General features: G+C 64.2%; 24 protein-coding genes. 12 read left to right on the plus strand and 12 right to left on the minus strand.

The features are described 5' to 3' along the window. From ABWP22_RS06135 to ABWP22_RS06150, 4 genes are all read right to left on the minus strand, one after another. On the minus strand, positions 1–345 hold the full coding sequence (locus tag ABWP22_RS06135; RefSeq protein WP_353199074.1) for a DUF2794 domain-containing protein: 345 nt from the start codon (positions 343–345) through the stop codon (positions 1–3). A gap of 31 nt (positions 346–376) precedes the next feature. Then, positions 377–1,063, minus strand: coding sequence for a serine O-acetyltransferase EpsC (gene epsC / locus ABWP22_RS06140; protein ID WP_353199075.1), 687 nt, complete (start codon positions 1,061–1,063; stop codon positions 377–379). 137 nt (positions 1,064–1,200) lie between these two features. Continuing rightward, entirely contained in the window at positions 1,201–1,719 is a 519-nt protein-coding gene (ahpD, locus tag ABWP22_RS06145; RefSeq protein WP_353199076.1) for an alkylhydroperoxidase, AhpD family, read from the minus strand. Positions 1,720–1,895: 176 nt separating this feature from the next. After that, complete coding sequence (locus ABWP22_RS06150) at positions 1,896–2,444, minus strand: peroxiredoxin (protein WP_353199077.1); 549 nt, start codon at positions 2,442–2,444, stop codon at positions 1,896–1,898. 133 nt (positions 2,445–2,577) lie between these two features. Between ABWP22_RS06150 and ABWP22_RS06155 the strand changes: the two genes are divergently transcribed. From ABWP22_RS06155 to ABWP22_RS06175, 5 genes are all read left to right on the plus strand, one after another. Next, positions 2,578–3,483: a hydrogen peroxide-inducible genes activator gene (locus ABWP22_RS06155; RefSeq protein ID WP_353199078.1), complete on the plus strand. Its 906-nt coding sequence runs from the start codon at positions 2,578–2,580 to the stop codon at positions 3,481–3,483. A gap of 43 nt (positions 3,484–3,526) precedes the next feature. Further along, positions 3,527–4,501 (plus strand): NADPH:quinone oxidoreductase family protein, encoded by a 975-nt coding sequence (locus tag ABWP22_RS06160; RefSeq protein ID WP_353199079.1) that lies wholly within the window; start codon positions 3,527–3,529, stop codon positions 4,499–4,501. Between the two features lie 23 nt (positions 4,502–4,524). Then, a complete protein-coding gene (locus ABWP22_RS06165; RefSeq protein ID WP_353199080.1) occupies positions 4,525–5,967 on the plus strand; it encodes an aldehyde dehydrogenase family protein in 1,443 nt (480 codons plus the stop codon). A gap of 173 nt (positions 5,968–6,140) precedes the next feature. Next, entirely contained in the window at positions 6,141–6,935 is a 795-nt protein-coding gene (locus tag ABWP22_RS06170) for an outer membrane protein assembly factor BamD (RefSeq protein ID WP_353199081.1), read from the plus strand. After that, a complete protein-coding gene (locus tag ABWP22_RS06175) occupies positions 6,935–7,351 on the plus strand; it encodes an MAPEG family protein (RefSeq protein ID WP_353199082.1) in 417 nt (138 codons plus the stop codon). The genes ABWP22_RS06170 and ABWP22_RS06175 overlap by 1 nt, the downstream gene beginning before the upstream one ends. A gap of 166 nt (positions 7,352–7,517) precedes the next feature. Here ABWP22_RS06175 and ABWP22_RS06180 read toward each other — a convergent pair whose 3' ends face one another. After that, the gene (locus ABWP22_RS06180; RefSeq protein WP_353199083.1) at positions 7,518–8,177 is read right to left on the minus strand and encodes an MBL fold metallo-hydrolase; all 660 of its coding nucleotides are present in this window, start codon (positions 8,175–8,177) and stop codon (positions 7,518–7,520) included. A gap of 118 nt (positions 8,178–8,295) precedes the next feature. On the opposite strand from ABWP22_RS06180, the gene ABWP22_RS06185 reads away from it, so the two are divergent. Together ABWP22_RS06185 and ABWP22_RS06190 are read left to right on the plus strand one after the other, a co-directional pair. Next, entirely contained in the window at positions 8,296–9,876 is a 1,581-nt protein-coding gene (locus ABWP22_RS06185) for a SulP family inorganic anion transporter (protein WP_353199084.1), read from the plus strand. A 10-nt stretch (positions 9,877–9,886) separates the two neighbouring features. After that, positions 9,887–10,525, plus strand: a complete 639-nt coding sequence (locus ABWP22_RS06190) for a carbonic anhydrase (RefSeq protein ID WP_353199085.1) — start codon at positions 9,887–9,889, stop codon at positions 10,523–10,525. Between the two features lie 55 nt (positions 10,526–10,580). Here ABWP22_RS06190 and ABWP22_RS06195 read toward each other — a convergent pair whose 3' ends face one another. The 3 genes from ABWP22_RS06195 to ABWP22_RS06205 form a co-directional block, all read right to left on the minus strand. Further along, the gene (locus ABWP22_RS06195) at positions 10,581–11,054 is read right to left on the minus strand and encodes a Rid family hydrolase (protein ID WP_353199086.1); all 474 of its coding nucleotides are present in this window, start codon (positions 11,052–11,054) and stop codon (positions 10,581–10,583) included. 89 nt (positions 11,055–11,143) lie between these two features. Further along, complete coding sequence (locus ABWP22_RS06200) at positions 11,144–14,140, minus strand: TonB-dependent receptor plug domain-containing protein (protein WP_353199087.1); 2,997 nt, start codon at positions 14,138–14,140, stop codon at positions 11,144–11,146. Positions 14,141–14,183: 43 nt separating this feature from the next. Next, entirely contained in the window at positions 14,184–14,732 is a 549-nt protein-coding gene (locus ABWP22_RS06205; protein WP_353199088.1) for a GNAT family N-acetyltransferase, read from the minus strand. 20 nt (positions 14,733–14,752) lie between these two features. On the opposite strand from ABWP22_RS06205, the gene ABWP22_RS06210 reads away from it, so the two are divergent. Next, entirely contained in the window at positions 14,753–15,346 is a 594-nt protein-coding gene (locus ABWP22_RS06210; RefSeq protein ID WP_353199089.1) for a TadE family protein, read from the plus strand. Then, positions 15,343–16,287, plus strand: a complete 945-nt coding sequence (locus ABWP22_RS06215) for a pilus assembly protein TadG-related protein (protein WP_353199090.1) — start codon at positions 15,343–15,345, stop codon at positions 16,285–16,287. Before ABWP22_RS06210 ends, ABWP22_RS06215 begins: the two co-directional genes overlap by 4 nt. On the opposite strand, the gene ABWP22_RS06220 is transcribed toward ABWP22_RS06215, so the two are convergent. Continuing rightward, positions 16,280–17,980: an amidohydrolase gene (locus ABWP22_RS06220; RefSeq protein ID WP_353199091.1), complete on the minus strand. Its 1,701-nt coding sequence runs from the start codon at positions 17,978–17,980 to the stop codon at positions 16,280–16,282. The genes ABWP22_RS06215 and ABWP22_RS06220 overlap by 8 nt on opposite strands. Positions 17,981–18,134: 154 nt before the next feature. Further along, on the minus strand, positions 18,135–18,455 hold the full coding sequence (locus tag ABWP22_RS06225) for a hypothetical protein (RefSeq protein ID WP_353199092.1): 321 nt from the start codon (positions 18,453–18,455) through the stop codon (positions 18,135–18,137). A gap of 222 nt (positions 18,456–18,677) precedes the next feature. Here ABWP22_RS06225 and ABWP22_RS06230 point away from each other — a divergent pair, with 222 nt between their 5' ends. Together ABWP22_RS06230 and ABWP22_RS06235 are read left to right on the plus strand one after the other, a co-directional pair. Then, positions 18,678–19,970 carry an acyl-CoA dehydrogenase family protein gene (locus ABWP22_RS06230; protein WP_353199093.1) on the plus strand — a complete coding sequence of 431 codons (1,293 nt, stop codon included), beginning with the start codon at positions 18,678–18,680 and terminating at the stop codon, positions 19,968–19,970. 9 nt (positions 19,971–19,979) lie between these two features. Then, positions 19,980–21,008 (plus strand): DUF2855 family protein, encoded by a 1,029-nt coding sequence (locus tag ABWP22_RS06235; RefSeq protein ID WP_353199094.1) that lies wholly within the window; start codon positions 19,980–19,982, stop codon positions 21,006–21,008. A 3-nt stretch (positions 21,009–21,011) separates the two neighbouring features. On the opposite strand, the gene edd is transcribed toward ABWP22_RS06235, so the two are convergent. Next, positions 21,012–22,826 (minus strand): phosphogluconate dehydratase, encoded by a 1,815-nt coding sequence (gene edd / locus ABWP22_RS06240; protein WP_353199095.1) that lies wholly within the window; start codon positions 22,824–22,826, stop codon positions 21,012–21,014. A gap of 88 nt (positions 22,827–22,914) precedes the next feature. Between edd and ABWP22_RS06245 the strand changes: the two genes are divergently transcribed. Beyond that, positions 22,915–24,222 (plus strand): amino acid permease, encoded by a 1,308-nt coding sequence (locus ABWP22_RS06245; RefSeq protein WP_353199096.1) that lies wholly within the window; start codon positions 22,915–22,917, stop codon positions 24,220–24,222. Here the strand turns inward: ABWP22_RS06245 and ABWP22_RS06250 are convergent. Beyond that, on the minus strand, positions 24,165–25,751 hold the full coding sequence (locus ABWP22_RS06250) for a phytoene desaturase family protein (RefSeq protein WP_353199097.1): 1,587 nt from the start codon (positions 25,749–25,751) through the stop codon (positions 24,165–24,167). The genes ABWP22_RS06245 and ABWP22_RS06250 overlap by 58 nt on opposite strands. Positions 25,752–25,772 lie beyond the last annotated feature (21 nt).

Here is a 25,772-nt window from a genome sequence, read left to right on the forward strand (position 1 = left end):
TCAGCTGCTCTCCACGGCCTTCAGCAACCGCCGTTCCACCACCGCGAGCACCCCGGCCAGTTCGTGGCCGCGTTTCAGCACCACGCCGCCTTCGCCATACAACACCCATTCGCCCTGCTTGGCGCGCAGCGCCGGGTCTTTCACCAGCCGCACCTCCGGATTTTCGGCGGAGCGGCGGAAAGCGGAAAAGCTGGCCTGCTTGGCGCCCAGCTCCAGCGCATAATCGCGCCACAGCCCGGCGGCGACCATGCGGCCATACAGCGACATGATCCGATCAAGCTCGATCCGGGTGAAGGCGATCTGGCGGACGCCGGGGGCAATGGCCAACGGGATAACGATGCTCACGCCGCAAATGTGGCGCGCGCAGCGATACAGGTCAACCGGCGCCAGATGCCTTTCTTGGGCGGTGTTCCTCGTCGCGGGTCAGCGCATCCAGCCGGGATTTCAGCACGTCGATCTCGCAGCGCAGCAATTCCAGCTTCTGGGTTTCGGGGTCGAACTTCTGCGCGCAGGGCGTGCCATAAGGCATGAACGGCTTGGCATAATCCTCCGCCGCCATCACCACCGGCTTGGCTGGAATGCCGACCATGGTGGCGCCTTCCGGCACATCGCGGGTCACCACCGCATTGGCGCCGATGCGGGCATTGGCGCCCACGGTGATCGGGCCCAGCACCTGGGCGCCCGAACCGATGATGCTGCCATCCAGGATGGTCGGGTGGCGCTTGCCGCCCCGGCCGCCGGCCGGATCGGTGCCGCCCAGGGTGACGCATTGATAGATGGTAACATTGTCACCGATCTCGGCCGTTTCGCCGATCACCACAAAGCCGTGATCGATGAAGAAGTTGCGGCCGATGCGGGCGCCGGGATGGATATCGATGGCAGTGAGCAGGCGGGCGATATGGTTGACCAACCGCGCCAGAAAGAAGAAGCGGGCCCGGAACAGCCCGTGCGCGATGCGGTGAAAGCCCAGCGCCCAGACGCCCGGATAGATCAGGATTTCCCATCGAGAACGCGGCGCCGGGTCACGATGCTTCACCGAATCGAGAAAGGCGATCAGAGACATGGGCCTACCTGCTGATGGTCGTGCGCCATCGAATTGAGTCAGGCTTAGCCCATTTCAACGCGAAAGGCCAGCCATGCCATTGCATAGCTGGCCTTTCGCGCCTGCGGTCGTCTGACGGCGTTGCAGCCGCTGTCCGTTTACAGCGCCTGAAGCGTCCGCGCCACCGCATGCATCACCGCCGCGATCCGCACGGCGGCCTGGATCTTGTCGGCGCCCACGCCGTGCTGGGCCAGCACCTTGTCGTGGGCATCGATGCACATGCCGCAGCCGTTGATGGCGGAGACAGCAAGGCTGAACAGCTCGAAATCGGCCTTCTCGATGCCCGGCGCGCCGATCACGTTCATGCGCAGCTTGGCCGGCATCGTCTTGTAATCGGGCCGCGACGCCATGTAGGTGAAGCGGTAATAGATATTGTTCATCGCCATGATGCTGGCGGCCGCCTTGGCAGCGTTCAACGCTTCGGGCGTGAGCTTCTTCGCTGCTTCAGCCTCGGCCGCGTCGATCAGCGGCTTGTGGGCGCAGGCATGCGCGACAGCGACGATCGTGCCCCACTTCTGCTGATCGCTCAGCAGTTGCTCGGCCAGCAGGCTGGAGACGTTCAGGCGCAGATCCTTGGCGTAATCCGGCAAGGTTTTCGCGAGTTCAGAGAAAAGCATGGGTCTACCTTTTCCCCTCTCCCCCAGGAATATTCCGGGTGGGAGAGGGAGGGGCCCGCCGCGTGGCGGTGGGAGGGAGAGGGCATGTGAGGAGGGGAGGGGGCACGTGCGGCCAACCCCTCACCCCGCTCGCCTTCGACGTGTCGCCCTCTCCCGCAGGGGGAGAGGGAACAACATCACGCCGCCGGCTTCAGCGTTTCTTCGCCACCCTGCCAGTTGCAAGGGCACAGCTCGTCGGTCTGCAGCGCATCGAGGATGCGCAGCGTTTCGGCCGGGTTGCGGCCCACGTTGAGGCCATTGGCGGTGACGTGCTGGATGATATTGTCCGGATCGATGATGAAGGTGGCGCGCAGCGGCACGCCGGCTTCGGCAACGATGATGCCCAGCGCATTGGCCAGCAGCTTGGAGTTGTCGGCCAGCCACGGGAAATCGCACGCAGCCAGACGCTCGTCGCTCTTGCGCCAGGCGAAGTGCACGAAATCGGTGTCGGTCGACGCGCCGATCAGCACGGCATCGCGATCGGCAAAATCGCCGAGCAGATCGCCATAGCCGATGATTTCGGTCGGGCAGACGAAGGTGAAATCCTTCGGCCAGTAGAACAGGATCTTCCACTTGCCGGGATAGGCCGTGGTGATGTCCAGGGTTTCGCCAGCCGGCAAGGCGGCAACGCCCTGCTGCACCGGCAGAACGAACGACGGAACGGTATCGCCAACAGTAAGAGCCATGTGGTAAATCCTTTGGTCAGGGGTGAAATCTCGTACCGACCGCGCGCCATCGCGCTGCCGACGCCTTGCCTCCTGGTCCGATGCGAGATAGAAATCCAATCGATAATATCTCTATTACAAATCGATTGCATCAATGACAGCCTATCAGCCCACGCTGAAGCAATTGCAGTATCTGACCGCGCTGCACATCCATGGCCATTTCGGCCGCGCGGCGGAAACCTGCTTTGTCACCCAATCGACGCTGTCGGCCGGGCTGGCCGAACTGGAATCGCTGCTGGGGGTGCGGCTGGTGGAGCGCAACCGCCGCGTCGTGCGCTTCACGCCGATGGGTGAGCGGGTGGTGGCCAAGGCTTATGCCGTGCTGCGCGAAACCGATGAACTGGTCGGCCTCACCGTGGGCGGCGACAAGCCGCTCGCCGGCCCGCTGCGGCTGGGGGTGATCCCGACGATCTCGCCCTATCTGCTGCCGCGCATTTCGGCGCATATCCGCCACGGTTACCCGGATCTGAAATTGCATCTGCGCGAAGACATGAGCGGTCCGGCGAGTGAAGCCCTGAGCCGCGGCATGCTCGATGTCGTGCTGCTGGCGCTGCCGTGGGAAACGCCCGGCCTTGGCGTGATGCCCTTGTTCGAAGACCCGTTCTACCTGGTGTTCGCGCCGGGCGATCTGCCCGATCCGCCGCCGGCCGTGGCGCCCGATTCGATCAATTCCGATCATCTGCTGTTGCTGGAAGATGGGCATTGCCTGAAGGATCAGGCACTGTCGGCGTGCGGGCGCCCGGAACTGCGCGCCGATCCGGCACATCGCGGCACCAGCCTGATCACGCTGGTGCAGATGGTGGCCGGCGGGATGGGGCAGACGTTGGTGCCGAAACTGGCGCTGGATGCCGGCATCCTGGCCGGCACCAATCTGATTGCGCGGCCGGTTTCGGGCGATGCGTCGCGCACGGTCGCCCTGGTCTGGCGGCAGGGTAGCCCGCGTGAAGCCGAATTCCGGCTGCTGGGCGATGCAATATTGGCAGGATTGGCGCTGGGCTGACCCGCCGCTATGCTGCAGCCAACGAATGACGGGGAGTTGAGCGATGAAGGCAGTCTTGTGCGTTGAACATGGGGGTCCGGAAAAGCTGGTGGTGGCCGATATTGCCCTGCCCGAACCCGGCCGCGGCCAAGTTCGGATCAGTGTCAAGGCGGTGGGCGTCAATTTTCCCGACACGCTGATCATCCAGAATCTCTACCAGTTCAAACCGGCCTTGCCGTTCAGCCCCGGCGGTGAGTGCGCCGGCATCGTCAGCGCGATTGGCGAAGGCATCACCGATGTGGCGGTTGGCGAGCAGGTGATCGCCATGACCGGCCATGGCGCCATGGCCGAAGAAGTGATCGCCAATCGCGGCCAGGTGGTGAAGATGGCACCGGGCATGCCGTTCGACATCGCCGCCGGTTTCACCATGACCTATGGCACCAGCCACCACGCGCTCAAGCAGCGCGCCAATCTGCAGCCTGGCGAGACCCTGCTGGTGTTGGGCGCGGCCGGCGGTGTCGGTCTGACCGCGGTGGAACTGGGCAAGGTGATGGGCGCGCGGGTGATCGCCGCCGCGTCTTCGGATGAAAAGCTCGAACTGTGCCGGCAGATGGGCGCGGACGAGGTGATCAACTACGCCACCGAGGATCTGAAGGACCGCATCAAGCAGTTGACCGGCGGGAAGGGCGCGGACGTGATCTATGATCCGGTCGGCGATCGTTTTGCCGAGCCGGCGTTTCGCGGCATCGCCTGGAACGGCCGTTATCTGGTGATCGGCTTTGCTGCCGGCGCCATCCCGGCGCTGCCGCTCAACCTGCCGCTGATCAAGGGCGCCAGCATTGTCGGCGTGTTCTGGGGCGCCTTCACCCAGGCCGAACCGGCGCTGCACCGCGAGAACATGGAAGAATTGCTGCGCTGGTATGCGGACGGCAAGCTGAAGCCGCACGTGTCGCGGCACTTCCCGTTGGCCGAAGGCGCCGAGGCAATCCGCTGGATGATGGATCGCAAGGCGCTGGGCAAGATCGTGCTGACCGTCTGACCAATATCAAGGGAGTTCGGGCCATGGCGCTCAGGGATGTCTATCCGCTCTATGTCGCCAACCGGGCCGAACAGCCCAACGCCGATCTGGTGGTGACCGACAAGTTCACCGGAGAGCCGGCAACGCGCGTCGCCATGGCCGATGCCGCCACCATCGATCGCGCCATCGCCGCAGCGGTGGCCGCCAGCGAACCGATGGCGCGCATGGCCAGTTTCGAGCGCCAGGCGGTGCTGGCGCATTGTGTGAACCGCTTCACCGCGCGCTTCGAGGAACTGGCGCATGCGCTGTGCATCGAAGCTGGCAAGCCGATCCGAGACGCGCGCGGCGAAGTCGGCCGGCTGATCGACACGTTCCGCATCGCCGCCGAAGAAAGCGTCCGGATGACCGGCGAGGTGCAGCCGCTGGATATCTCGGCCCGCGCCAAAGGCTATCAGGGCATGTGGAAACGCGTGCCGATCGGGCCGTGCAGCTTTGTCTCCCCGTTCAATTTCCCGCTCAATCTGGCGGCGCACAAGATCGCGCCGGCGATTGCCGTCGGCTGCCCGTTCGTGATGAAACCCGCCAGCCGCACGCCGCTGGGCGCCATCATCATCGGCGAAGTGCTGGCCGAAACCGATCTGCCGGCCGGCGCCTTCGCGATTTTGCCGGCGCACCGCGACGGCGCCGATCTGTTCACCACCGATGATCGGCTGAAATTGCTCAGCTTCACCGGATCGCCCGAGGTCGGTTGGGATCTGAAGGCCCGCGCCGGCAAGAAGAAGGTGGTGCTGGAACTGGGCGGCAATGCGGCGGTGATCATCATGCCCGATGCCGATCTGGATGATGCGGCGGATCGCACGGTGTTCGGCGCGTTCTATCAATCCGGCCAATCCTGCATCGGCGTGCAGCGCATCCTGGTGCATGATGCCGTGTATGATGCGTTCAAGGCCAAGCTGGTCGAGCGCACTGCCAGACTGATCGCCGGCGATCCGCGCGAGGAAGCCACGTTCATTGGCCCGATGATCGACGTGAAGGAAGCGGCGCGGCTGGACGGCTGGATTCAGGAAGCCGTTGCCGGCGGCGCGAAACTGTTGTGCGGCGGCACACGGGATGGTGCGATGCTCGCTGCCAGCCTGCTGGAGGATGTGCCACGTGAGGCAAAGCTGAACACCGAGGAAGCCTTTGGCCCGGTGGCCTTCTTTGCGCGTTTCCACACGTTCGACGAGGCGCTGGACATGGTCAACGACAGCAAGTTCGGCTTGCAGGCCGGCATCTTCACCCGCGATCTGTTCCACATGCTGAAGGCCTGGGACGTGCTGGAGGTTGGCGGCGTGGTGATCAACGACGTGCCGAGCTACCGTGTCGACAACATGCCCTATGGCGGCGTGAAGGACAGTGGCCTGGGCCGCGAAGGCGTGCGCTTTGCCATGGAAGACATGACCGAGATCCGCAATCTGGTGATCCGGCGGCGGCCGCAGGATTTCTGACCACATTTCCCACCCCCGGCCCCTCCCGCAAGCGGGAGGGGAGCAATACGAGCAAGCGCAATCGACTCCCCTCCCGCTTGCGGGAGGGGTTGGGGGTGGGCAGGGCAGACAGCCGCCACTCATCCGGATGTGCGAACCTTCCCCCCGCCAACCCATCCTGCTAATAGGCTGCCATGCCCCGTCTCAATCGCACCGCCATCCTGTCCCTGTCTGCCCTGGTGCTGCTGTCGGCCTGTGCCAATGGCGGCGGCAAGGCCAAGAAGGATCAGCGCTACATCGCGCAGGATGTGGAAACCCTCTACAGCGCCGCGCGGCAGACATTGGACAAGCGCCAGTATCGCCTTGCGGCGGCGCAGTTCGATGAAGTCGAACGCCAGCACCCCTATAGTGTCTGGGCGCGCCGCGCGCAGCTCATGTCGGCCTTTGCCTATTATGTGTCTGGCGAATATCAGGAATCGATCGGCGCCGCGCAACGGTTTCTGTCGCTGCACCCCGGCAGCCGTGAGGCACCCTATGCCTATTACATGGTGGCATTGAGCTATTACAACCAGATCATGCCGGTAACCAAGGATCAGAAGATCACCCAGCAGGCATTGGATGCGCTGGGCGAATTGGTCCGTCGTTATCCCAACACCGATTTTGCCGCCGATGCCCGGCTGAAGATCGATCTGACCCGCGATCACCTGGCCGGCAAGGAAATGGAAGTCGGCCGCTTTTATCAGGATCAGGGCCTGCAGGTGGCCGCGATCATCCGGTTCCGCACCGTGGTCGATCAATATGACACCACCAGCCATGCGCCCGAGGCACTGCACCGGCTGGTCGAAGCCTATCTGGCGATGGGCATTCCCGAAGAAGCGGTGAAGGCGGCCGCCGTGCTCGGCAACAATTATCCGGCCTCCAAATGGTATGAGCGCAGCTATAAACTGGTACAGCGCTTCGTGCCGGATGCGCCGAAGAAGGCCGCCTGATGCTGCTGCCGGTCACCTTGATCACGGCGGGCTGCCTGGGCCTGGTGTTTTTTCTGCTCAGCCTGCGCGTGGTGCAAAAGCGCTTGGCGGGCATGGTGGCCTTTGGTGACGGTGGCGACCAGGTGCTGCTGGAGCGCGTGCGTGCGCACGCCAATTTTGCCGAACATGTGCCGTTCCTGCTGCTGCTGATGGCCGGCGTGGAATTGGCGTCCGGCCATGGTTCGTTGTTGTTGTGGGGCTGTGGCGCCCTGTTGATTGTGGCCCGCATCGCGCATGCCATCGGCATGTCACGCCCGTCACCCAACCTGTTCCGCTCGGTTGGGGTGGTGCTCACCTGGTTGTTGCTGATCGGCTTGTCGTTGTGGGCGCTTTGGTTGGGCATCGCGCCGCCGCCCGGTTCCACCGACTTCGTCTGAACGCTGCCGGATCAGGCGTTTTCCGCAGGGCCTGTCCTACAGGTCCGCGTGCGAGTATGCTGCCGCACAAAAATTGGCGCTCTGCCAACGCAAGATATATCTTCGCGCGCCAATTGTTGGAAAAAAGCGGAACCTTTGTAACCTTGTAAAATACAATTATCGGAAATCAGTTCAGCATCCGATCGGCGACGAAGGCGTTGGACTGGCGCTCGCGGCCGAACGTGCTCATCGGGCCATGGCCGGGCACGAAGGCGGTGGCATTGCCCAGCGGCCAGAGCTTGCTGGTGATCGATTCCACCAGATCGTTGAAATTGCCCTTGGGGAAATCGGTGCGGCCGATGCTGCCCTGAAACAGCACGTCGCCGACGATTGCCAGGTTGGACGGCGCATGATGGAACACGACATGCCCGGGGGTGTGGCCGGGGCAGTGATAGACATCGAGCACCAGTTCACCCACGGTCACCTGGTCACCATTGTTCAGCCAGCGGTCCGGCGTGAAGGCTTCGGCGCCGGCCAGGCCATAGGCGGCCCCTTGCGCCGGGTTCATGTCGATCCAGAATTTGTCATCGATGTGCGGGCCTTCGATGGGCACGCCCAATTGCCGCGCCAGCACGGCGGTCAGCCCGCAATGATCGATGTGGCCGTGCGTCACCAGCAGTTTCTCGATGGTGACGCCGCGGCTGTCGGCTTCGTGCATCAACCGATCGAGATCGCCGCCCGGATCGGTGAAGGTGCCGCGCATGGTTCTGGTACACCAGATCAGCGTGCAGTTCTGCTGCAACGGGGTGACGGGAATGATGACGGCCTGAAGCGGAGCGTTGGTCATGAAGCCCTGTGTGCCGCGCAGCGCGGGCGCATGCAAGCGCAGTGACATTGCCGGTGGGCAATGATAGCCATTGCCATCGCTGAGCCAACGTAACGTTCAGACCGGAGACCAATACAGGATGCAGCCGATCAGCCGCATGTTTGCCAGTTGGCGGCAGGATCTGCCGGCCTCGATCGTGGTGGCGCTGGTGGCGCTGCCCTTGTGCCTGGGTGTGGCGCTGGCGTCGGGCGCGCCGCTGATGTCGGGCCTGGTGGCGGGGATCGTCGGCGGCATCGTTGTCGGCGGGTTCAGCCGCTCGCCATTGTCAGTCGCCGGGCCGGCAGCCGGCCTCACCACCATCGTGCTGGCCGCGATCACTGGCCTGCCCAGCTTTGAAGCCTTTCTGATGGCGGTCGTGCTGGCCGGCGCGCTGCAATTGCTGTTTGCCGCGACGCGCGGCGGCGTGATTGCCGAATTCGTGCCGGGTGCCGTCATCACCGGCATGCTGGCGGCGATCGGCCTGATCCTGATTCTGAAGCAGGTCCCACATGCGGTGGGCTATGATGGCGATCCCGAAGGCGACATGGGCTTCTTCCAGCCGGACGGTGAAAACACCTTCACCACGTTGCTGACGGCCATCCAGAGCAATTTCCTGATCGGCGCCGCGCTGATCGCCTTGATCAGCCTGGCCTTCCTGTTCTGGTGGGACAAGGCCAAGCCCAAGGATGGCCCATTGAAGCTGCTGCCCGGCCCGCTGGTGGTGGTGCTGTTCTCGGTGGCCGCCAACGAAGCCTTTCGCCAGTTCGCCCCCGGCCTGGTGGTGGCGCCCAGCCATCTTGTGCAGGTGCCGGTATCGGCGAATCCCCTCGATCTGGCCGATCAGATCCGGCTGCCGGATTTCAGCGCGATCACCAATGCCGCCGTGTGGACCACCGCGCTGACGCTGGCCATTGTCGCCAGCCTGGAATCGCTGCTGTCGGTGAAGGCGGTGGACGAGCTCGACCCGAAACGCCGGGTGACGGACAAGAATCGCGAGTTGCTTGCCCAGGGCATCGGCAACATCACATCGGGCATGCTCGGCGGTCTGCCGGTCACGTCGGTGATCGTGCGATCATCGGCGAACGTTGAATCGGGCGCGGATTCGCGGCTGTCGACGATGCTGCATGGCCTTTGGATGCTGCTCGGCCTTGCGATCATCCCGTCGATCCTCAACCTGATTCCGCTGTCGGCGCTGGCCGCGGTGCTGATCGCCACGGGCTACAAGCTCGCCAAGCCCGCGCTGTTCGTGCAGCGCTGGAAACAGGGCATCAGCCAGTTTATCCCCTTCGTCGTCACCGTGCTGGCGATCCTGTTCAGCGATCTGCTGATCGGCATCGGGATCGGTCTGGCGGTGGGCATGGGCTTCGTGATCTGGCGGTCCACCGGCAACATCATCACCTATGTCGAATATGGCGGCACGGTGATGGTGCGGGCGCGGCGCAACCTGTATTTCATGCACAAGCCGGCCCTGCAGGAGGCGCTGGGCCGGGTGCCGGATGGCAGCGTGATGTTGCTCGATCTGTCGGGCACCACCTATGTCGATCTGGATTGCATCGATATCATCAACAGCTTCGTGCGCGCCGCGGCCTTCCGCAACATCGATGTGAAGGTGAAGGCCGATCACGCCATGAAATTCGCGCCGATGGTGAAGGCACCATTGTCGCGCGCCCGCGCCACCTGAAGGGTCTGCGATGCAGGAAATCGATCAATTGTTGCTGGCCAACCGGGCCTGGGCTGCTGAAATGCTCAGCGAGAACCCGGAGTTCTTCAACCGCAACCTCAATCTGCAGCGGCCGGTGTTCCTGTGGATCGGCTGTTCCGACAGCCGCGTGGCGCCCGATCAGATGACCCAGGCCGTGCCCGGCGGCCTGTTCGTGCATCGCAACATCGCGAATCTTGTCTATCCCGATGATCGCAACCTGATGGCGGTGCTGCACTATGCCGTGAATGTGCTGGAGGTGGCGCATGTGGTGATCTGCGGCCATTATGGCTGCGGCGGCATCCAGGCAGCGCTCGATGGCACGGTGCAAGGCCCGATTGCCGACTGGCTGGAACATGCCCGCCAGGTGCTGCGCGATCATCGCACCGAAATCGAGGCGCTGTCGCCTGGCGAGGCGCGGGTGAACCGGCTGGTGGAAGTGAATGTGCGGGATCAGTTGCTGCACCTGGCCGGCACGGCGCCGGTGCAGGCAGCCTTTGCTGCCGGCAAGCCGCTGACGCTGCATGGCTGGGTCTATGATCTGCGCGACGGCCATATCAAGCCATTGATGCGCATCGATGCGGGCACGGTGCTGGCCGAAGTGCCGAAACCGGAACGCGTGCTGGTATGACGCAAACGGGCTGCCGGTGGTGCCGGCAGCCCGCTCGTTGTCGCAAGGCGCTGGCTTACTTGGCGGCGATCACCGTCAATTCCACCAGGAAATTCGGGCCGGCCAGGGCGGCGACCTGCATGGTGGTGCGGGTGGTGGTGGTGGGGTTTTCGGCATTGCCGAAAAACTCGGCAAAGCCGGCGTTGAAGCCGTTGAAATCCATCTTGCCGTCCATGCCCGGCGCCGCGGTGAGGAAGGCGTCCATGCGGATGATGTCCTTCATGGTCATGCCCTGGGCTTCAAGCAGCGCCTTGATTTTCTTCAAGGTGCTGATCGTCTGGGTCTTGGTGTCGCCAAATTCGGTCGGCTTGGCCGGATCGATCGGCGAGGCGAGGTTGCCCGATAGATAGACGGTGGTGGCACCGGGCTTGACGACGGCGGTGGTCAGGATGCGGCCGCCGGGCGTGCCGATTTTCTGGACATTCTGGGCCGCGACCGGGGCGGTGATGGCCAGCGCGAGGCCAGCGGCGGCGAGCGTGAAGAATTTCATGACATGATCCTCCGGTTGGTTGAAACGGCAACGGGCGGCAGGATTGCCCTGCCGCCCGTGCTTGGCAAGCGTTAATGCTCGCGCCGCGATCAGAACTTCGCGGTAGCGCGCACGTACCAGAAGCCACCAGCCTGACCCAGCGGCGAGGAGCCAGGGTACAGGGAGCCGTTGGCCTGACCGCCGGTCGACGGATAGGCATTGCGGGTTTCGACATCCGGATAATTGTTGAACAGGTTTTCCACACCGACAGCGAGACGATATTTCTCGGCGAAGGTGACACCGGCTTCCAGATCGATGCTGACTTCAGCACCGAAATCCTTTGGCCACAGGGTCGCCGGATACAGAGCCCGGAACGCCGTCGCATCCACGCCGCTCGGGACCGAACCGATCGGAGCGAAGAAGCTGGTGAAGCTACCGAAGTAGTTCACACGCGCGGTCAGGTCGAAATTGCCATTGGTATAGGCTTCCGACAGAACGGCGCGCCAGCGCGGGTTGTTGCCTTCGATGTTACCGCGACGGGTGTCATCGATCAGGCTCAGCACGCGGCTGTCAGTCGGCCGGATGGTCGACAAAGCAATCGAACGACGGTCGGTGACCTTGGTCTTGTTGTAGTTCACGGCCAGGCTGGTGTTGAAACGACCAGCATCGGTATCCGCGCGGTGCGAAATGACGATGTCGAAGCCCTGCGTGCGGGTGCGGAACCCGTTGGTGAAATAGTTCACCTGGCCAAGATCGAGCGCGGTGGTCAGGCCCAGCGCCAGCAGCGACAGCTGGTCAGCCGGGGTCACGGTCACCGACGAGGTGATGCCGATCCGGTCACGCACGACAATGTTGTAGAAGTCGGCCGTGACATTGAAGCCGCCGCCCGGGGTCAGCACGAGGCCGCCCGAGAAGCTGATCGACTTTTCAGGGGACAGTGACTGGGCGCCGAAATATTGCGCTGAGATGCTGTCCGGACGTGCCGTCTGGGTGGCCACCGGAACCGGGCTGCCGAGCGGGAAGCCGGTCTGCGTGTTCTGCGTGAACTGCTGACCCGGCGTCGGCGCGCGGAAGCCGGTCGAAGCCGCGCCGCGCAGGGCGATGGCGTCGTTGATGGCCCAGCGAGCGCTGAACTTGCCGTTGAAGGTGCTGCCGAAATCGTTGAAGTGATCGTAACGGACAGCCAGACCAAGATCGAGGCCTTCAATCGCTTCGGCTTCGAAATCGAGGTAGGCTGAATAGTTGTTACGGCCGCCTTCAATCACCGAATCCGGACCGAAACCGGGGAAGCCGTTGGCGCCGACAGGCTTGGTCACGTTGAACGTGGTGCCGTCGGCACGGCGCACCAGCTGTGAACCATAGATGCCGGCAACCCACGATTCACGGTCACCCAGGCCCACTTCAAACGCTTCGCGGCGGAATTCCAGACCGGCAGCGATGAACAACGGCTTGAACAGACCAATGTCGGTTTCATAGCTGAAATCGGCGTTCAGGTTATATTCCGTCTGCACAGCCTTGCCGAGATAGAAGTCGTTCGGCGACTGCGGGCCCATCGAGGGGTTCAGCGTGTCATACATGAAGTAGCGGATCTGGTTGCGGCCATACGAGGCCGAAACATCATACTTGATGCCGCCTTCGGTCGCGCCCTTGTACCCGCCGACGATCGACATGTCTTCGATCGACGCTTCGAACACTGGCACGAAACCATTCGGGAAGGTGGTGGTTTCCGTCCAGGTGCGGCCGGCTTCGTTGTAGATCGGACGACCGCTGACGGGATCGACACCAACCTGATCAAGATACCACAGCGTGCCGATCGATTTGCCGAAGGTGCCGGTGCCCGGACGCAGAGGGATGTCAGCTGCCGACACAGCGCGCGGACGGCGGTAGTTGAAGTCGTTCGACTGGCGCTGCCAGCCATAGTTGCCGAACAGATAGACTTCGTCACCATCACCGACCGGCAAAGCAGCGTTCCACACCATGCGATAGGCGCGGTTGGACGGCTGGCCGAGCTGGTTGCCCGTGGGACGCGGCGGCTTGATACCGGCAGCGATCAGCGGAGCGATTTCCGGGCGCGGCACCGAACGGTCGAACACGTTCTGATCGATGAATTCACCGGTGATGTTGAAGAAACCGCCATCACCCAGCTTGAAGCCGGCGTTGCCGCTGATCTGCAGGTCTTCGCCGTCGCCACGATAGGTCTGGCCATAGCGCGCGGCGAGGTTGTAGCCGGAGTCTGAGCGGTTGAGGCCGATGTTGATAACGCCGGCGATGGCGTCCGAACCATACTGGGCGGCGGCGCCGTCGCGAAGCACTTCGATGCGGCTCACGGCCGGCGACGAAATCTGCGACAGATCGGGGCCCTGCGAACCGGCGTTCAGCGAATCGCCGGTCACCTGAACCAACGCCGAACGGTGCATGCGCTTGCCGTTCACCAGCACGAGGATCTGGTCAGCCGGCAGGCCGCGCAGGTTGGGCGGACGCACGAAGGCCGAGGCATCGCCCAACAGGTTGCGGTTCTGGTTAAACGACGGCACCAGTGTCTTCAGGATGTTCTGCAGCTGCGGCGAAGGCTGCGCCTTGAAATCGTCGGCGCTGAACACGTCGATCGGCACGGCGCTTTCACCGACGGTGCGGTCGGTACGGCGGGTGCCGGTCACGATGATGGTGGCGTCTTCCTTGTCTTCCGCGGCGGCGGCGGCCTGAGCGGCCTGGTCCTGCGCGGCCAAGGCCGGTGCGGCCATGCCGGCCAGCATCAACGCCAGCACCGACGTTGCCAACTTGAAATCGCCCGCGCGGGCCGTGTTCTTGCTTTGCGTCATGTCAGTCCCCTGTTTCAGATCAAATTCGGTCGTCTGATCGCATTGGCTTGCGTCTACGCCACACCAACCAATGCGACCCTGCCTGCCGGCAACCTCGCCACGCCAACGCATCCGGCCCTCAAGCCGAAATGTCCAGCGACACCCTGCAGGTGGCAAAACCTGCGTGTTCCGTCGACAAAGCCCTTCTTTCAGCCTTGCAACTTCGCATCGTGTAACCGCTGTTTTTGCCGTTGCCTGACATACGCCATTCGCGCACCTTAAAAAATGATCTCTCTGCTGTGGCTGCAATGATACAGTTGCCGGGCGTGGCCTTTGCGCAACAGTTTGTGCGTCAAACCGCCGCGCCGTGCAGCAATCGATGTTTGTGCATCGGCAGGAACGGCACGGCGACCCCGCCGCAATCCAGGCTGATCGGTGATACTGCCTGATAGCCGTAAGCGGTATAGAAGGGCACGCCGGGCAAGGTCGCCATCAGTTCGGTGCGTGCGAATCCTGCTGCCGCTGCGGCCGTTTCGCAGGCCTTCAGCAACGCCGCCCCCACGCCGCGGCGGGCGGCATGCGGCGCCACGAAGAAAGCGCGCACCTTGGCGGCATCATGCGCAGGATCGAGCAGACCCGATACGCGCCCGGCAAAACGATCCCCGCCAAACAGGGTGGCGCGCCGGCTCCAGCCGCCGCAGCCGGCGATGCCGTCTTCGGTCTCGGCCACCAGATAGGTGCCGTCGCGCACCAGTTCGCTGTCCACCCCGAACACATGGGCGATCGCGGCTTCGGTTTGTGCAGGCGTGTAATGGCCCTGGCTCAGACCGCGTGCCGAGGCAGCGATCAAGGCCTCCAGAAGCGGGATTTCACGGGCTTGCGCCGGGCGGATGGACAGCAACGGGATGATCCTGCGGAAGGGTGACGCCGCCACAATGCGGTCCCGAACAGCGTCTGGCAACAAAGCGCCATGGTAAATCGGTCCTGGCAATTGTTTGTGAACCAATCTGGTGTAATCCACATCCAGATCGCAGTTCGGCAAAGAATATCACTGAACAGTGGCATTGGGGTCAAGCTTTGGAAACCATGGTTAAGCAATTATCAATTGCAAAACTGCTGCTCCGCCTTGCGCGTGATCGGCGGGCCGCTGCTGCGGCGGAATTTGCATTGGTGTTGCCGCTGTTTCTGGTGATGATGTGCGGCACGCTGCAATATGGTGTGTTGTTCTATACATGGAATGTCGCCTTGAATGGTGCGCGTAACGCCGCCCGTTCCCTGGCGGTGGGTAAGGTCAATGCCGAGGGTGCCGAAACCATCATGGTGGACGCCTTGCCCGCTTGGGTAACGGCGGACCCGGATGCCGAAGACGATATCGATGCATCGGCCACCGACAATGTGGTGGGCAGCGACGTCACCGCACAGATCACATTCCCGTCATCACGCGCCACGTTCCTGCCGCTGGCACCGATGCCGGCCAATGTCAGCGCGACCGTACGTATGGTGAAGGAAGCGTGATCCGCGATTTGTGGAACCAGCACCGCCGGCGCTTGCGATCCGGCTCCATGGCGCCGATGTTTGCGCTGGCGTTGCCTGTGCTCACGGCTGGTATCGGCTTTACCGTCGACAGCGCGTCGATCCGGTTGGCGCAGGCGCGGTTGCAGGTGGCGGCCGATGCGGCGGCGGCGGCGGCGGCGCGCAGGCTCGATGCCGGCAGCAATCCTGCCACGGAAGCCCAGCGTGTCGTGGAGCTCAACATGCCGGCAGAAAGCTATGGCACCGTCTTGGCCAGCAGCGATATCGTTGGCGGCAACTGGAACAACAGCACCCGCGTCTTCACGGCCACCAACAGCAACCGCAACGCCGTGCGCATCACCGCGCGGCAGGCTGCAGCCAACGGCAATGCCCACGAACTGATCTTCGGGTCGGTGTTCGGTTTCGACAGCATCGATTTGGCGGCAACGGCCACGGCACTGTGCCCGACGCACCCGTCGCTGTCGCTGATCAGCAGCGGCACCCCCAGCCGCATCGCAGTCGTGACCATGGGCAACCCCTGTTCGGCCGGTTCCGGCCATGCCTCGAACCTCACCTGTTACTGGGCGACGCCGGATGGCAATCCGATCGTGCGCGTCGACAACTGGAACCCCGGGGTCACCACCATCACCGTCCGCATCACATCGCCGACCCAATTCGCGGGCACCTTCGCGTTCACTGCGCCCGGTGCCGGCCAATTCTGGGTGATGGTGCCGAACGTGCGGTTGACGCCGGCCCTGCCCAATGGCTCCACAACCAATATCGTTTTCCGCATTCAATCATCCAGCCCAACCGTGCCGGCCACCCGCATCAACACCACCGGCACCGCCACCTACAACAACCGGCTCAACACCTCGGCCAGTCTGCCGGGCACCGCGCTGTGCGCGTTCTCCAACGTCGCGGCGGTGTCGCGGATCGTCAACTGAGGCGATACTGGCTGCGGCCGTCCACGACCGTTTCGATGATCTTGATATCCTTGATCTTGTCGGGCGCGATTGCGGTCGGATCATCGGCCAGCACGACATAGTCGGCCAGCTTGCCGGCGGTCAGGCTGCCTTTGATCGCTTCTTCCTTGGCGGCCCAGGCGCCGTGCAGCGTGTTGATGCGGATCGCCTCCAGCACCGAGACCTTCTGGTTCGCGCCCCAGGTCTCGCCGTTCCAGCCGGTGCGCGTTACCATACCCTGGATGCCCATCAACGGCGCGAACGGGCCGGGGAAGAAATCGCTGCCGGCGCACACCTTGATGCCGTGATCGAGGAAATCGCGGAAGGCCATGGCATGGGCCATGCGGTCGGCGCCGTAAAATCCGAACTTGTCGCTGTTGTAATAGGCATAGCTGGTGAACGGGGCCGGCACAGCGCCCAGCGCCGCCATCCGCTTCAGCAGACCTTCGTTGACCAGGGTGCAATGGGTGATCTTGGGCCGCAGATCCTTCACGGCGAGCTTGGCCTGCGCCCGTTCGAAGGCGGTCAGCGCCATGTCGATCGCCACATCGCCATTGGCATGGATGTTGGGCTGGATGCCGGCGCGCACGATTTTTTCAACCCAGGCGTCGAGCACGTCCTGCGGTTCGGTGACATTGCCATAATAGGCCGGCGTGCGGCCGGCATAGGGCGTCGAAAGCGCCATGGTGCGTTCCGAAAAACTGCCGTCGGCGGTATGTTCGGCGGTGGCGCCCAGCCGGATCCAGTCATCGCCGAACCCGGTCTTCAGCCCGCCGGCCACCATCTGGTCCAGAAAGGCGCCGCGCGCTTCATAGCTGACCCGGTGGGTGAGCTGCCCGGCGGCGCGCACATCCTGAATGGCGGCCAGATCGCCGCCCTGATGATGCACCGTGGTCAGACCATAACGGCTGAAGGCACCGCTGATGTGCGCCATGCCGGCTCGGGCGCGCTTGGCCTTTTCGGCGGCATCCAGCACCGGGCGCTGGCCCTTTTCCTCCACCAGATCGATGGCATTGTCGGTAATGCGGCCGGAAAGCCGGCCATCGGGCAGGCGATCGAAGGTGCCGCCGGGCGGGTTGGGCGTGTCCTTCGTCACCCCGGCCAGTTTCAGGGCGAAGCTGTTGACGAACACGGTATGGCCACCGCGGTGGCGCACCATCACCGGATGGGTGGTGCTGATCTTGTCGAGATCGTCCACCGTCAGCTGGCGGCCATCCTTCAGCTTGGTATCGTCGTGGAAATAACCGTCCACCCAAAATCCGGCCGGCGTGGTTGCAGCCTTGGCGCGCAGCTTGTCGATGATCGACTGGATGGTGACGAACTCCACCTCATAGGGGTTGCCGACCAGTGTTTCATACAGCAGCACATCGCCGATCGGGTGATTGTGGCAATCGATGAAGCCCGGCACCACGCAGGCGCCTTTCAGATCGATCAGGCGCGTCGCCTTGCCGGCCAGGCCGCGCACGCTGTCATCACCCACCGCCATGATGCGCCCGGCCTTGATCGCCATGGCGGTGGCGCGCGGCCGCGGGTCGTTCATGGTGATCAGCCGGCCGTTGTAGATTATGGCATCGGCATCGCGTTCCTGAGCGGCGGCGCGTGCGGCCCAATTGGCCCACAGCGGTGCGGTCAGGGCCGCAGACATCAAGGTGCGACGGGTGGCGTGCATTGTCATGATCATATCTCCCCGCCCGCATCGTTGCGCCGCGCAGGCGGCGGTGCAAGGGGGAAAACGGCGAGGAAGAAAGCGGTCAAAACGAGAAAGAGCCACAAGGGCTGCGCAGCCCTTGTGGCTCCTTCATCGTCAGGCTGGCGCAGCGCGCCAGGCGTTACTTGATTGCGGCCAGATTGGTCTTCACCGTCGCGATGATCTCGTCGGTGATCGCGCCGGCCGAATAAGGCTGCACTTCGGTCAGGCTCATCGCCTTGAACTGATCGAGGCTCGGGTGCATCGAGATGCCGGGGATCGACGCTTCCAGCACAGCCTTGGCGGCCGGATCGGCCAGCAACTGCTCGATCGGGGTGTTGACGGTGTATTTCGGTGCCGGCGCAGCGGCTTCGACGGGGGCAGCCGGAGCAGCGGGCGGCGCCGCTTGTGCAAACAACGGCGCGGCGATGGTCAGAGCAGCGATGGCAGCAAGATGCTTCATGGGAGACTCTTTCAGGGCAGGGGGTTGAACCGCGGCTCGCCTAACAGCAGAGCAGGGGTGCCGGCAATCCTGCAAGTTTGGACCATGGCGTGCAAACGCCTGCACTAGCGCCGGCACAAGCGCCGGCAGCGGTCTTTCCCCGGCGTTTCCTTCCCAATCCAACAGTTATGTCCGGCGCCAACCGGGCCCACACTCGCCCCATCACATGCGGAGGGATTTGCCGTGGATTTTGCGTTGCCCGAGGATCTGAAGGCCTATCTGAGCGAGCTGGACGCGTTCATCGCAGCCGAAATCAAGCCGCTGGAAGCCAAGGATGACAATATCCGCTTTTTCGATCATCGCCGCGAATGGGCGCGCACCGATTTCGAAAATGGTGGCCTGCCGCGCCATGAATGGGAACTGCTGCTGCGCGATGCGACGATCAGGGCCGACGCCGCTGGCCATTGGCGGTTTTCGGCGCCGAAGAAATATGGCGGCAAGGATGGATCGAACCTGTGGATGGCGGTGATCCGCGATCACTTCGCGGCAAAGGGCCTGGGCCTGCACAATGATCTGCAGAACGAGCACAGCATTGTCGGCAATTTCCCGTTCGTCGCCATGTTCGAAGCCTTTGGGACGCCGGCGCAGCAGGAGGAGTTCATCCTGGGCGGCTTTGCCCGCAAGCGCATCACGGCCTTCGGCCTGACCGAGCCTGACCATGGATCGGACGCCACCTACATGGAAACCCGTGCCGTGCCGGAAACCCGCGATGGCGTGGCCGGTTGGCTGATCAATGGCGAGAAGATGTGGACGACCGGCATGCATGTGGCGACGCACTGCGCCACCTTTGCCCGCACCAGCGGCAACAATGGCGCGGCGCGCGGCATCAGTTGCTTCCTCGTGCCGACGTCCACGCCGGGGCTGAAGATCGAGGAATATCTGTGGACGTTCAACATGCCCACTGATCACCCGCGCGTCAGCTTCACCAATGTCTGGGTGCCGGATTCGACCCTGCTGGGGCCACCGGACGGGGGACTGGCGCTGGCGCAGAGCTTCGTCCACCAGAACCGCATCCGCCAGGCCGCATCCTCGCTGGGCGCCGCAACCTTCTGCGTCGAGGAAAGCGTGAAATATGCCCGGACCCGCAAGCCGTTCGGGGAGGCCTTGTCGAAGAACCAGGCCATCCAGTTCCCGCTGGTCGAACTGGCCACGCAATGCGAGATGCTGCGCCTGATGATCTACAAGACAGCGTGGGACATGGACCGGCTGCCGCATGAAGCCATCGAGAGCCAGCTATCCGACAAGATTTCCATGTGCAATTACTGGGCGAACCGGCTGGTATGCGAAGCCGCCGACCGGGCGATGCAGGTGCATGGCGGCATCGGTTACAGCCGGCACAAGCCGTTCGAGCATATCTATCGCCACCACCGCCGCTATCGCATCACCGAAGGTTCGGAAGAGATCCAGATGCGCAAGGTAGCGGCCTATCTGTTCGGCTATCTGGGGCCGCGCAAGCAACTGTTCGCCGGCCTGTAAGGATCCACCATGACCACACTCGCTGCCCGTATCGGTGCGCTTGCCGAGACAAGTTCACTGCCTGATCATGGCCCGATCGCCGACGGCGAAGCGCGCTTCGCGGTCGAGCAGTTCGCGCTGACGGCGAACAATGTCACCTATGCCGTGCACGGCGAGGATTTCGCCTATTGGCGCTTCTTCCCGGCCCCCGAAGGTCATGGCATCGTGCCGGTGTGGGGCTTTGGCCGGGTGATCGAAAGCCGCGCCGACGGCATTGATGTGGGCAGCCGTTGGTTCGGTTACTGGCCGATGGGCGCGCAGGCGGTGTTGCGACCGGTGGCGATTTCGGCGCATGGCTTCACCGATGGCGCCGCCCACCGCGCCGCGCTGCCGCCCATCTACAATCGCTATGCCCCGGCCAGCAGCGCCTGGGGCATCGATGCCGTGCAATGCCTGTTCCGGCCGCTCTATGCCACCAGCTTCCTGATCGATGCGCTGATGGCGACCCGCCCGGTCGATACGCTGCTGCTGTCGTCGGCCTCGTCGAAAACCGCGCTGGGCGTGGCGCAACTGGCGCGCGGCCGGAACCAGGTGGTGGGGCTGACGTCGGCGGCCAATCGCGATTTCTGCCTGGCCACCGGCTATTATGATCAGGTGTTCAGCTATGACGAGATCGGCGGCGTGCCGGGTCAGACAATCGCGTTCATCGATTTTGCCGGCAATGGCGACGTGCGTCTGGATGTGCACAGCTTGCTGGATGGCCGGCTGGCCGAAAGCCATGTGGTCGGGGACACGCACTGGCAGCAGCCCAATGCGGCGAAGCTGCCCGGCCCGGCGCCGCAACTGTTCTTTGCACCGACCGTCGGCCAGAATCGGATCGCGGAATGGGGGCCGGCCGGGTACGAAGCGCGGCTGAATGCGGCCTGGACGGGCTTTGCCGCCACGCTGGGCTGGCTGCGGGTCGAACATGTGCACGGCGCCGATGTCGTGGCTGCCGCCTGGAAAGGCCTGGTGGAAGGGCGCATCGATCCTGCGGTGGGGATCGTCGCCAGCCTCTGAAGGCTACAGCCCGGCCGCGCGCAGCATTGCCGATGCACCGGCTTCGGCATTGTCGCTGGCGGCGCGGAACAGGGTGAACAGTTCGCGCCCTGTCCCGTCGGCGGAACGATCCACCACAGCGTCGGCGCGCGCGGCAAATTCCGCTGCATCCACGGCCACATCCAGCGCGCCGTCACGCGCGCACAGCCGGATCAGGTCACCATCGCGCAGCCGCGCGATCGGACCGCCGGCCATGGCTTCGGGCACCAGATGGATGGCGGCGGGCACCTTGCCGGACGCCCCCGACATGCGGCCATCGGTAACCAGCGCCACGGCATGCCCACGATCCTGCAACACGCCCAATGCCGGGGTGAGCTTGTGCAATTCCGGCATGCCGTTGGCCTGTGGTCCCTGGCCGCGCACCACCACCACCACATCGCGGTCAAGCTCGCCGGCCTTGAACGCGGCCAGCACGCTGTCCTGATCGTCGAACACGCGGGCAGGGGCCTCGATGGTCCAGCGCGATTCCTCGACGGCACTGGTCTTGAAAATCGCGCGGCCCAGATTGCCCTGCACCAGCCGCATGCCGCCATCGGGCCGGAACGGATGGCTCACCCGGCGCAGGATCGTTTCGTCACGGCTATCCGGCAGGTCGCGCCAGGCCAGCCGATCGCCGTCCAGCATCGGTTCGCGGGCGAAATCGGCGAGGCTGTCGCCACCCACGGTCGGGATATCACCGTGCAGCAGGCCGGCATCGATCAGCGTTCGGATGGTGAAGCCGATGCCGCCGGCCGCATGATATTGGTTCACGTCTGCAGAACCGCCTGGATAGACGCGCGCGATCAGCGGCACCGCGGCGGACAGTTCATCGAAATCCTGCCAATCGATGGCGATGCCGGCGGCGCGCGCGATGGCCGGTAGATGGATGGCATGGTTGGTCGAACCGCCGGTGGCGAGCAGGCCGACGATGGCGTTGACGATGGCGCGTTCATCCACGCACACGCCCAGCGCCCGATCCCCGGCGGTGCCCAGCGCCGCCAATCGGTGCATGGCAGCGCGACTGAGCGCGGTGCGCAATTGGGTGCCCGGATTGACGAAGGCCGCGCCCGGAATGTGCAGCCCCATCACCTCCATCAGCATCTGGTTCGAGTTGGCCGTGCCGTAAAAGGTGCAGGTGCCGGGGCTGTGATAGCTGGCGCTTTCGGCCTCCAGCAGTTCGGCACGGCTGGCCTTGCCTTCGGCGGCGAGCTGGCGAATGCGCTGCTTCTCCTTGTTGGGCAGGCCCGACGGCATCGGCCCGGCCGGCACGAACAGCATCGGCAAATGACCAAAACGCAAGGCGCCGATCAGCAGGCCGGGGACGATCTTGTCGCAGATGCCGAGCAGGGCGACCGCTTCGAACATGCCGTGCGACAGCGCGACGGCGGTGGCCAGCGCGATCGTATCGCGGCTGAACAGCGACAATTCCATGCCGACCTGGCCCTGGGTGACGCCATCGCACATCGCCGGCACGCCGCCCGCCACCTGCGCGGTGGCGCCGGCTTCGCGCGCGAACAATTTCAACTGCGGCGGATATTGGCCATAGGGCTGGTGGGCGGACAGCATGTCGTTGAAGGCGGTGACGATGCCGATGTTGACGCGGGCACCGGCCTTTATGCTGGCCTTGTCATCCAGCGCGGCGGCAAAGCCATGTGCGAGATTCGAACAGGAGAGGTTGCCGCGGTTCATGCCGGCCTCACGCTGGCCGGCGATCAGATCGAGATAGCGGCGGCGCCCGCTCCGACTGCGTTCGATGATGCGATCGGTGACGCGGGCAATGGTGGGTTGAAGAGTCGGCATGTCTGCAGCTTAGTCCGATCTGCGTGGTTTGGGCAGGTGGCGTTGACGGGCAGCAGCTTAAGGGGCAGCAAGGCGCGGGGAGACGGATATGGAAACACCGCAGCGCAGCCTGGGACTGATGGCCTGCATCGCCCTGGTGATGGGCAATATGGTGGGCTCGGGCGTGTTTCTGCTCCCGGCCACGCTGGCGCCTTATGGCTGGTCGGCTATGGGCGGGTGGGTGATTGCGCTTGCCGGCACCTTGGCGCTGGCTGGCTGCTATGCAGCGCTGTCGCGGCAATTGCCCGGGCTGTGCGGCCCGCATGCCTATGTGGAGCGGGCGTTTGGCGGGCAGGCCAGCTATTATGCGGCGTGGAGCTACTGGATTGGCGTCTGGGTGGGCAATGCCGCCTTGGCCGTGGCGGTGGTTTCGAACCTGACCGTGCTTTGGCCGGCGCTGGCGACCGTGCCGGGGCTGGGCGTTGCGACATCCGTGGCGGTGCTGGTTCTGGTGACGCTGATCAATCTCAACCGGGCCAGCGTGGTAAGCTGGTTCCAGCAGGCGACCTTGCTGGCCAAGCTGGTGCCGCTGCTGGCCGTGGTCGGCATTGCGGGCTGGTTGCTGCTGACAAATGGCGCTGCGGCCGTGGTGACGCCGCCGGCGCCGATGGAGGCGGGCGGCGTGATCACCAGTGTGACGTTGACCATGTGGGCGTTTCTGGCGTTTGAATCGGCGACCGTACCGGGGGACAAGGTGATCAGGCCGGAATTCACCGTGCCGGCCGCCACCATCATCGGTACATTGCTGGCCGGGCTGCTCTACATGGCGATTTCGGCGGCGATGATCGCCCTGATGCCCGAAGCTGCACTGGCCAAGTCCAACGCGCCCTTTGCCGATTTCGCAGCGCCGTTCGTCGGGCGGGAAACCGCGGCGCTGATCGGCGTGTTTGCGGCGATTTCGGCCTTGGGGACGGTGAATGGGTTGACGCTGATGGCCGCGGAGTTGCCGCGGGCGATGGCGCTGGCTGGGCAGTTTCCACCGCGCTTTGCCGGGCTGAACCGCCATGGCGCAGCCGCTGCTTCGGTATGGCTGGCCAGCGGGTTGGCGGCGGTGCTGGTGCTGTTCAATGTCAGCCGCAGCCTGGCCGGCCTGTTCGAATTCTTCATTCTGGTGGCCACCTCGGCAATGCTGATCGGCTATCTGGCGGTGGCGTTGGCGGCGGTGAAGCTGCTGGGCGGCGCGCTGCGGCTGGTGGCGGTCGCGGGCTGCGGTTACGCGGTGTTTGCGCTCTATGCGGCCGGGCTGGAGCCCAATTTGTGGAGCCTTGGGCTGGTGGCGGCGGCGTGGCCAATGCTGGCCTACACAAGCGCCCAGGCAAAGCGCCGATCAGACAAGATGGCGCGCGCGGCGTTGTGACCGGGGGCGCCGGTGACGCCGCCGCCGGGATGCGCGCCGCTGCCGCACAGATAGAGGCCAGGCACCGGCATGCGATGGTCGCCGTGGCCCAGCACCGGGCGTGCCGCCCATAACTGATCCAGGCTCATGCGGCCGTGGAAGATATCGCCGCCGACCAGACCGAACTTGCGCTCCAGATCGAGCGGGGAATGGATCTGGCGGGCGATGATGCTGGCCTTGAAATTGGGGGCGTGCGCGGTGACAGTGTCGATGATCAGATCGGCGACCGTTTCGCGCGCATCGTCCCAGCTTTTCCCGTCTGGCAGGCGCGGCGCGAACTGCTGGCAGAACAGGCTGGCGACGTGGCAACCCGGCGGTGCCAGCGTGTCATCGAGTGTGGACGGGATCAGCATTTCGACGATCGGTTTGGCGGACCAGCCATGCGCCTTGGCATCGGTGTAGGCGCGGTCCATGTATTCCAGGCTCGGCGCCATGATGATGCCGGCGCCGTGATGCGCGCCGTGCCCCGGCAGCACGCTGAACTCCGGCAGTTCCGACAGCGCGACATTCATGCGGAAGGTTCCGGAGCCAGTGGCATAGCCATCCATGGCGCGGGCGAAATCAGCCGGCAGGGCAGTGCGCTCGACGAGCTTTCCGAACAGCAGCGCCGGGCCGACATTGCTGACCACCAGCTTGCTTTCCAGCACGCGGCCATCGGCCAGCGTCACCCCACAGGCGCGGCCGTTCGCGATGTTCACGCGGGCCACTGGCTGTTCCAGCCCGATTGACACGCCCGCCGCCGCGCAGGCCTTGGCCATGGCCTGGGTGATGGCGCCCATGCCGCCAATCGCATGGCCCCAGGCGCCCTTGACGCCATTCACCTGACCGAACACGTGATGCAGCAGCACATAGGCCGACCCCGGCGTGTCGGGGCTGGCGAAATGGCCGACGATGCTGTCAAAGCCCAGCACCGCCTTGATCGGATCCGATTCAAACCAGCCATCCAGAAATTCCCGCGCGCTGCGGGTGAACAGGGCCAGCAGATCGCGCTGCTCGGCCATATCCAGGCCGGTGAGCGGCCAGCCCTGCGTGGCCAGTGCCGCCAGCCCGCCCAGTCCGCGCCCCGGCGGGATCTGCAACGCCAGCCGGCGCATCTGATCGGCCAGCACCTCCAGCCGCGCATCATAGGCGGGCAGGGCGGCGGCATCCTTCGCCGAAAAGCGCGCCACTTCAGCCTGGGTCTGCCCGGCGCCGACTTTCAGATAATCGCCGTCCAGCGGCAGGAAATTGCCGAGCGGCCGCAGCACGATCTTCAGGCCATGATCGGCCAGCCGCATGTCGCTCGCCACCTTTTCCTGCAACAGCGAGACGGTGTAGCTGGCGGTGGAATTGCGAAATCCGGCTGCGAATTCCTCGGTGACGCAGGCCCCGCCCACCACATCGCGCGCTTCGCAGATGTGCACCTTCAGGCCGGCGCGGGCCAGATACCAGGAAGTCACCAGGCCATTGTGGCCGCCGCCGACTATGATTGCATCGTATCGCATGGGCATCAGCCTTGCCCATGTGCACCC

Source organism: Sandarakinorhabdus sp. (genome assembly GCF_040398665.1).
Classification (GTDB): Bacteria; Pseudomonadota; Alphaproteobacteria; order Sphingomonadales; family Sphingomonadaceae; genus Sandarakinorhabdus.

Bases quoted from the DNA above. Each gene is read 5' to 3' on its own strand.
- edd (WP_353199095.1), bottom strand. From the start codon at position 22,826: ATGCCGACTCTTCAACCCACCATTGCCCGCGTCACCGATCGCATCATC.
- ABWP22_RS06170 (WP_353199081.1), top strand. From the start codon at position 6,141: ATGCCCCGTCTCAATCGCACCGCCATCCTGTCCCTGTCTGCCCTGGTG.
- ABWP22_RS06220 (WP_353199091.1), bottom strand. From the start codon at position 17,980: ATGACAATGCACGCCACCCGTCGCACCTTGATGTCTGCGGCCCTGACC.
- ABWP22_RS06185 (WP_353199084.1), top strand. From the start codon at position 8,296: ATGCAGCCGATCAGCCGCATGTTTGCCAGTTGGCGGCAGGATCTGCCG.
- ABWP22_RS06165 (WP_353199080.1), top strand. From the start codon at position 4,525: ATGGCGCTCAGGGATGTCTATCCGCTCTATGTCGCCAACCGGGCCGAA.
- ABWP22_RS06175 (WP_353199082.1), top strand. From the start codon at position 6,935: ATGCTGCTGCCGGTCACCTTGATCACGGCGGGCTGCCTGGGCCTGGTG.
- ABWP22_RS06250 (WP_353199097.1), bottom strand. From the start codon at position 25,751: ATGCCCATGCGATACGATGCAATCATAGTCGGCGGCGGCCACAATGGC.
- ABWP22_RS06190 (WP_353199085.1), top strand. From the start codon at position 9,887: ATGCAGGAAATCGATCAATTGTTGCTGGCCAACCGGGCCTGGGCTGCT.
- ABWP22_RS06160 (WP_353199079.1), top strand. From the start codon at position 3,527: ATGAAGGCAGTCTTGTGCGTTGAACATGGGGGTCCGGAAAAGCTGGTG.
- epsC (WP_353199075.1), bottom strand. From the start codon at position 1,063: ATGTCTCTGATCGCCTTTCTCGATTCGGTGAAGCATCGTGACCCGGCG.
- ahpD (WP_353199076.1), bottom strand. From the start codon at position 1,719: ATGCTTTTCTCTGAACTCGCGAAAACCTTGCCGGATTACGCCAAGGAT.
- ABWP22_RS06195 (WP_353199086.1), bottom strand. From the start codon at position 11,054: ATGAAATTCTTCACGCTCGCCGCCGCTGGCCTCGCGCTGGCCATCACC.
- ABWP22_RS06180 (WP_353199083.1), bottom strand. From the start codon at position 8,177: ATGACCAACGCTCCGCTTCAGGCCGTCATCATTCCCGTCACCCCGTTG.
- ABWP22_RS06225 (WP_353199092.1), bottom strand. From the start codon at position 18,455: ATGAAGCATCTTGCTGCCATCGCTGCTCTGACCATCGCCGCGCCGTTG.
- ABWP22_RS06235 (WP_353199094.1), top strand. From the start codon at position 19,980: ATGACCACACTCGCTGCCCGTATCGGTGCGCTTGCCGAGACAAGTTCA.
- ABWP22_RS06245 (WP_353199096.1), top strand. From the start codon at position 22,915: ATGGAAACACCGCAGCGCAGCCTGGGACTGATGGCCTGCATCGCCCTG.
- ABWP22_RS06150 (WP_353199077.1), bottom strand. From the start codon at position 2,444: ATGGCTCTTACTGTTGGCGATACCGTTCCGTCGTTCGTTCTGCCGGTG.
- ABWP22_RS06155 (WP_353199078.1), top strand. From the start codon at position 2,578: ATGACAGCCTATCAGCCCACGCTGAAGCAATTGCAGTATCTGACCGCG.